Annotated in this window: 6 protein-coding genes; 4 read left to right on the plus strand and 2 right to left on the minus strand. The window is 55.4% G+C overall.

Translation table 11 applies throughout. From position 1 onward, the window contains the following. Nucleotides 1–132 precede the first annotated feature (132 nt). On the plus strand, nucleotides 133–852 hold the full coding sequence (locus ABGT74_RS11050; protein WP_297283845.1) for an N-acetylmuramoyl-L-alanine amidase: 720 nt from the start codon (nucleotides 133–135) through the stop codon (nucleotides 850–852). 64 nt (nucleotides 853–916) lie between these two features. Here the strand turns inward: ABGT74_RS11050 and ABGT74_RS11055 are convergent, their stop codons facing one another. Together ABGT74_RS11055 and pepV are read right to left on the minus strand one after the other, a co-directional pair. After that, on the minus strand, nucleotides 917–2,008 hold the full coding sequence (locus ABGT74_RS11055; protein ID WP_346705532.1) for a dipeptide epimerase: 1,092 nt from the start codon (nucleotides 2,006–2,008) through the stop codon (nucleotides 917–919). Nucleotides 2,009–2,040: 32 nt separating this feature from the next. Beyond that, nucleotides 2,041–3,408 (minus strand): dipeptidase PepV, encoded by a 1,368-nt coding sequence (gene pepV, locus ABGT74_RS11060; RefSeq protein WP_346705533.1) that lies wholly within the window; start codon nucleotides 3,406–3,408, stop codon nucleotides 2,041–2,043. A gap of 207 nt (nucleotides 3,409–3,615) precedes the next feature. Between pepV and ABGT74_RS11065 the strand changes: the two genes are divergently transcribed. The 3 genes from ABGT74_RS11065 (at nucleotide 3,616) to ABGT74_RS11075 (ending at nucleotide 6,267) form a co-directional block, all read left to right on the plus strand. Further along, nucleotides 3,616–4,803 carry a DUF819 family protein gene (locus ABGT74_RS11065; protein WP_297283848.1) on the plus strand — a complete coding sequence of 396 codons (1,188 nt, stop codon included), beginning with the start codon at nucleotides 3,616–3,618 and terminating at the stop codon, nucleotides 4,801–4,803. Nucleotides 4,804–4,950: 147 nt separating this feature from the next. After that, nucleotides 4,951–5,658 (plus strand): 4Fe-4S binding protein, encoded by a 708-nt coding sequence (locus tag ABGT74_RS11070; protein WP_346705534.1) that lies wholly within the window; start codon nucleotides 4,951–4,953, stop codon nucleotides 5,656–5,658. 60 nt (nucleotides 5,659–5,718) lie between these two features. Next, a complete protein-coding gene (locus tag ABGT74_RS11075; protein WP_346705535.1) occupies nucleotides 5,719–6,267 on the plus strand; it encodes a class I SAM-dependent methyltransferase in 549 nt (182 codons plus the stop codon). Nucleotides 6,268–6,348: the final 81 nt, after the last annotated feature.

Below are 6,348 nucleotides of genomic sequence, written 5' to 3' on the forward strand. Positions count from 1 at the left end.
AAAATCTTCCTCTCAAACATGTCTGACATACATTATAGCACAACTTTTTGCATAAGGATAGAACAGATTGACCAAATTGCGTCAATCAACTCTTCTTTTTTTGGAGTTTATGCAGGGAGGAGGTGAAAGGTGATGGAAATTCATTTTCAGCAGGCAAATCCGGGCAATTATCTGTCGGCTTCGCGCGGAAAGAAAGAGATCCGCTATCTTGTCATCCATTTTACGGCAAATGATGGGGATACCGCAAAAAATAATGCCGACTATTTCAAAAATTCCAATATCTCGACCTCGGCGCACTATTTTGTAGACGAAAAAGAGGTCTGGCAATCCGTGCGGGATGCCGATGTTGCCTGGCATTGCGGGACTAAGGGTACTTATTTTCATCCGTATTGCCGCAATAGCAACAGCATTGGCATTGAGCTGTGCAGCCGAATCAAAAATGGAAAATATTATTTTCAGCCGGGGACAGTGGAAAATGCAGTGCAGCTGGTGCGTATGCTGATGAAGAAGTATGGCATCGCGCCCGATTGTGTGGTGCGCCATTATGATGTGACACATAAGAATTGTCCGGCGCCGTTTGTGGAGAACGCAGCGGCGTGGAAAGATTTTAAACGAAGGCTGACAGAGGAGGTGGACGATATGACGGCAGATGAGGTAAAGAATCTGATTGCGCAAAGCAAAACGGTATATAACTCCGTGGCGTCCGTACCCGATTGGGGCCGTGCGACGGTGGAAAAACTGGCGCGCAAAGGTTGGCTCAAAGGAGAGGGCAGTACGACGGGACTCAACCTCCCGGAAGAGGTGCTGCGCGTGCTGGTCATAAATGACCGTGCGGGCATTTATGGAGATTGAGTGATGAAAAACGGCGAAAGCAGTATGATTTCGCCGTTTTTTTGTCTGCGAAAAAGAGAAGCTATCAGTCCAGATAGGTGATCTTTTCGATGCCCTTGATGCCCAGTCCCGGCCCGTTGGACACGGTAATATCCTTCTCATTGAACACCGCGCCGCCGCGGATCGGGTCCTCGGTGCACAGCACCGGACCGTCCAGATCGATCTTGGTGATGATCTGCTTGGCACACGCAAGATGGATCGCGGCATTGACACTGATCTTGGCTTCCAGCATACAGCCGAGCATGCACTCAACACCGTAGACCTCGGCTGCGGATGCGATTTTCAGCGCGTTGTACAGGCCGCCTGCTTTCATCAGTTTGATGTTGACCAGATCAGCCGCGCGCATCTGCATGATGGTCAGTGCGTCCGCTGCGTTCTGTACACTTTCGTCCGCCATGACCGGGATGGTGACGTTGTCGGTGACATATTTCAGACCGGTCAAATCGTGCTGCGCGACAGGCTGCTCGACGAATTCGATGTCCAGCCCGGCATCCTCCATTTTGCTGAGAATGCGCACGGCTTCCTTGGGCTTCCAGCCCTGATTGGCGTCAATGCGGATTTTCACGTCCTTGCCAACCTCTGCGCGGATGGCCTGCAGGCGGCGCAGGTCGAGCGGGGCATCCTTGCCGACCTTGCACTTGAGACAGTCATAACCACGGTCGATGGCGTTTCGCGCGTCGCGTGCCATCTCTTCGGGATCGTTGACGCTGATGGTGATATCGGTTACGATCTGGTTGCGGCTGCCGCCGAGCATTTTGTACACCGGAATGTTGTATAGTTGGCCATATAAGTCCCACAGCGCCATATCGACCGCAGCTTTGGCGCTGGTGTTCTTGAGGATGCAGCCCTGCAGGGCGAGCATCAGATTCTCAAAGTCATCTACCTCGCGGCCGAGGATGGTCGGGGCGATATGATCCTGAATGGCGCCGATGATCGCGCTGGCGGTGTCGCCTGTGACCGCACCGGTCGGCGGCGCTTCACCGTAGCCGATCGCGCCGGTATCGGTGTGGATTTCTACAATGACATCCTCGACGGATGAAACCGAGCGCACTGCAGTCTTAAACGGCACGCGCAGCGGGACAGAAATACGGCCCAGCCGGATTTTGGTGATTTTCATCTGTTGTCAACTCCTTGCTGTCAGAGGTGTTCTTATGCTTTTGCCAATTCACACATCGCTGCGGCTAGGATTTCTGCATTTTGCAGCAGCCGCTCCACTTCCATATATTCATCCGGCTTGTGTTCGCGGATCTCGTCGCCCGGGAAAACCGGGCCGAATGCAACCAGATTCGGAATGGACTTGGCATAAGTGCCGCCACCAATCGACTTGAGCACCGCCTTTTCGCCGGTCTGCTCCTCATAAACCTTAGACAGCTTGCGAATAAGTTCGCTTTCGGGCGGCATATAGATGGCCGCTTTGTGCTTCATCTTGGTTCCATAGAAACCACCGAGCGAGAACGCGCGTTCCAGACGCGGATGCGCCATATCATAGGTTTTGGTGACCGGATAGCGCACGGATAGGGTGAGCGAAAGCGTGTCCTCTGCAAAGGCCGCAACGCCGAGGTTAACCGTGAGTTCGCCTGAAAGGTCGTCGCGCATGGCAAGTCCCAGTGATTCACCGCGGGTTTCTAATCCGATGCGGTCTGCAAGGAACGCCATGCAGTCGGCAAGGTCGCCTTCCAGTGGGAGCTGCGACAGCGCAAGAGCCAGACGGCCGATCGCGTTTTCGCCCTGCTCAGGGGTTGAGCCGTGGGCTGACACGCCCGCCGCCTCGACGCGTATGCCGCCGTCGATGGGCGTGACGGTGACCTTATCCAGCGCAATCTTGCTTGCGGCATCGGCTGGACAGATAAGCTCCGCTACCGCGTAGGCAGGGGAGACGTTGCCGGCGGTGCCTCCCTCAAAGCGTGTCAGGCGGTAATCGCCGATTTGGTTCAGCTTGCGGGCGTATACGCAGTTCATGATGCCCTTTTCCCCATTGATGATCGGATATTCCCCATCTGGTGTGAAGCCCATGACGGGAACCTCACCGCCGTGCTCAAGATACCACACCATATCCTGACAACCGGTTTCCTCGTTTGTGCCGAAAATGATGCGGATGCGGCGGGAGGGGACAAAGCCTGCGTCCTTGAGTGCAGCCAGCGCGTACAGCGCTGCAACGGTTGGACCCTTGTCGTCCATCGTGCCGCGGCCATAGATGCGGCCGTCCTTGACTTCACCTGAGAACGGTTCAGCAGCCTGCCAGCCGTCGCCCGCGGGGACTACATCCAGATGGCCAAGCACAGCGATCATTTCCTCGCTCTCGCCGTATTCGCACCAGCCGACGCGGTTGTCCATATTGACCGTGCGGAAACCGAGTTTTTCACATAGCGCAAGCGTTTCGTGCAGGCAGTGAGCCACTTCGCGCCCATAGGGTGCGTCCGGCGCGGGTTCGCCCTCGACGCTCGGGATTTGAATGAGCGCGGTCAGATCGGCCAGCAGCTCGTCCGCATGCGCGCGGATATATGGTTTGAAATTCATAGCAATCCTCCTTAACGGGTCCTAAACATTATCCTATCATATTGTACAGGATGACAAGAAGTTTTGCAAACTGTTCTGTGCAAATTGCTTGCAAGACCTTGAAAAAAGATCGGTTTTCTTGTATACTGAAAAAACAATCCGATGTTGCGGCGAACGGGAAGCTGTCTGCATGGGAAAAGAGACTGGAAAAGTGAGGGATGAAAACAAATGATTACCAACGGCTTTACCTATATTGCGGTGCTGGTCTTTCTGGCAGCCGTGCTGGTAGGCGCGGAGAAGCTGACCAAATGGAAGTTTTTCAAGTTTGTGCCGCCGGTGGTGCTGCTGTACCTGCTGACTATGCTGCTGTGCACCGTAGGCGCATGGGATATGGAGGCTACCAAGGGGGCATACAGTGCGCTGAAAAACAACATTTTGTACGCGATGCTGTGCTTGATGCTGCTGCGCTGTGACATTCGCAAGGTGCTTAAGCTTGGCCCGCGTATGCTGGGCGGCTTTTTTGCAGCTAGCATTTCGATTTCGATCGGCTTTATCGCCACCTATGCGATCATGAACGGTATGCTGGGTTCGGAGGCGTGGAAGGCGCTCGGTGCACTGTGCGGCAGCTGGATGGGCGGTTCGGGCAACATGGTTGCAGTACAGGCTGCACTGCATATTTCGGAAGCGGATATGGGGTATGCGCTGGTCATTGACTCGATCGACTATTCGGTGTGGGTCATGTTCCTGCTCTGGGCGATCACGTTTGCGCCGCAGTTCAATAAGTGGACCAAGGCATCTACCACAACGCTTGACGAGGTCTGCGCCCGTCTGGAGCAAGAGCAAAAGGAAGAGGACAAGCACATGAACTTCCCTGGCCTGCTGTTCCTGATCGGCGGTGCCTTGTTGGTTTCCGCGCTGTCGCAGAATGCAGGCAATGCAATTTTTGAATGGACGAAAACACTGATCGGCGGAAATACCCCGTGGATCGACTCCGCTACATGGACGGTGCTGGTTGTCACGATTATTGCACTGGTTGCGGCGGTTACTCCGATCGGCAAGATCGCGGGCGCGGCGGAGTTGTCCAACGTCATGTTGTATATCGTCATTGCACTGCTTGCGTCCCGTGCAAGCCTGTTGGAAATGACCGATGCTCCCGTATGGATCATTTCGGGCTTTATGATTCTGGCGATCCACGGTATTATTCTGGTCGTTATTGCAAAGATTTTCAAACTCGATATGTTCACCTGCGGCGTTGCGTCGCTGGCGAATATCGGCGGTACGGCTTCCGCGCCGGTGCTCGCCGCGTCCTACTCTGGTGCGCTGGTACCGGTCGGCGTACTGATGGCGCTTATGGGCTACATCATCGGTACCGGCGGCGGTATCCTGACGGCAAATATCATGCGGTTATTTGCCTGAGCCTGCTTCCAAGCATCAAACGGCTGTCCCCTGTGGGACGGCCGTTTTTTCGTATTTTGATGGATTTGTTGTTTTAACAACAGACGAAAACAGCAAGGCAGGGTATACTGGGGACAATGATCCATTCCAAAACGGAGGTATTTCACTATGATGCGCAAAATCATTGAAATTAACGAAGAAAAGTGCAACGGTTGTGGTCTGTGTGCCAGCGCATGCCATGAGGGAGCAATCGGCATGGTGGACGGCAAAGCCAAGCTTCTGCGGGACGATTACTGCGATGGGCTGGGCAACTGCCTGCCGGTTTGCCCGACTGGAGCAATCACCTTTGTCGAGCGGGAGGCCGCGCCATACGACGAGGCGGCGGTGCAGGCCAATATGCGTGCCAAGCAGCAGGCACAGCAGCCGCTGGCCTGTGGTTGTCCGGACAGTCAGGCGCGGGCAATTGCGCGCGCCACGGCGGCGGCGCCGGCTACAGCAGCGCCTGTATCGTCCGAACTGCGTCAATGGCCGGTGCAGATCAAGCTGGTTCCGGTGAATGCGCCGTACTTTGACGGGGCGCATTTGCTGGTCGCGGCGGATTGCACGGCGTATGCATATGCAAATTTTCATCAGGACTTTATCCGAAATAAGATTACTCTCATTGGCTGTCCCAAGCTGGATGAGGGCGATTACAGCGAGAAGCTGACCGAGATCATCCGCTTGAACAATATCAAAAGCGTTACGGTCGTGCGCATGGAGGTACCGTGCTGCGGCGGCATCGAGCATGCCGTGCGCACTGCCTTACAGGCAAGCGGTAAGTTCCTGCCGTGGCAGGTAGTCGTTGTTTCGACGGATGGGCGCATCCTCGAGCAGTGAACCGGTAGGCAAACCCCTCCGTTTGTGGTACAATGGGTAACACAAACGGAGGGGTTATGTATGAATACACTGGATGTGGTGCACGATTTTCTGCGGCGACAGGTGAAACCGGGCGCGTGTTGCATTGACGCGACTGCGGGCAAGGGACGTGATACTGCGCTGCTGTGCCGTCTGGCAGGGGCGGAGGGCCGCGTGCTGGCGTTTGACGTGCAGCAGGAGGCAATCGCACAGACGCGCGCGCTGCTGGCTGCGGAGGGCCTGACCGCCGAGGTCGTGCTGGATAGCCATGCCAATATGGCGCAGTATGCGGCGCCGGAGAGCGTCGACTGCATCGTGTTCAACTTTGGTCGGCTGCCGGGCGGCGACCCGAAAATCTTTACCACCGCGGCCTCCTCGCTCCCGGCGATTGACGCGGGACTGGGTCTGCTGCGTCCGGGCGGCGTGATGGCGCTTGCGCTTTATTATGGCAAGGAAAACGGATATGACGAGAAAAATGCGATTTTAGAGCGCTTAAAGTCGTTAAATGACCGAGCGTTCACTGTTCTGGCCTGCGACTGGCTCAATCGCAAGCACGATCCGCCGCTGCCGATTTTTATCTGGAAAGAATAGCAGGGATATGCTATAATCGGCAGGTAAGGAGGGATGCATCATGCCTTGGTGCCCCAAGTGCAAAGCAGAATACCGGGAGGG

Source organism: uncultured Agathobaculum sp., from assembly GCF_963927765.1.
GTDB lineage: Bacteria > Bacillota > Clostridia > Oscillospirales > Butyricicoccaceae > Agathobaculum.

Excerpts from the sequence above, each read along its gene's own strand:
- ABGT74_RS11070 (WP_346705534.1), top strand. The coding sequence starts at position 4,951 with ATGATGCGCAAAATCATTGAAATTAACGAAGAAAAGTGCAACGGTTGT.
- ABGT74_RS11065 (WP_297283848.1), top strand. The coding sequence starts at position 3,616 with ATGATTACCAACGGCTTTACCTATATTGCGGTGCTGGTCTTTCTGGCA.
- ABGT74_RS11055 (WP_346705532.1), bottom strand. The coding sequence starts at position 2,008 with ATGAAAATCACCAAAATCCGGCTGGGCCGTATTTCTGTCCCGCTGCGC.
- ABGT74_RS11075 (WP_346705535.1), top strand. The coding sequence starts at position 5,719 with ATGAATACACTGGATGTGGTGCACGATTTTCTGCGGCGACAGGTGAAA.
- pepV (WP_346705533.1), bottom strand. The coding sequence starts at position 3,408 with ATGAATTTCAAACCATATATCCGCGCGCATGCGGACGAGCTGCTGGCC.
- ABGT74_RS11050 (WP_297283845.1), top strand. The coding sequence starts at position 133 with ATGGAAATTCATTTTCAGCAGGCAAATCCGGGCAATTATCTGTCGGCT.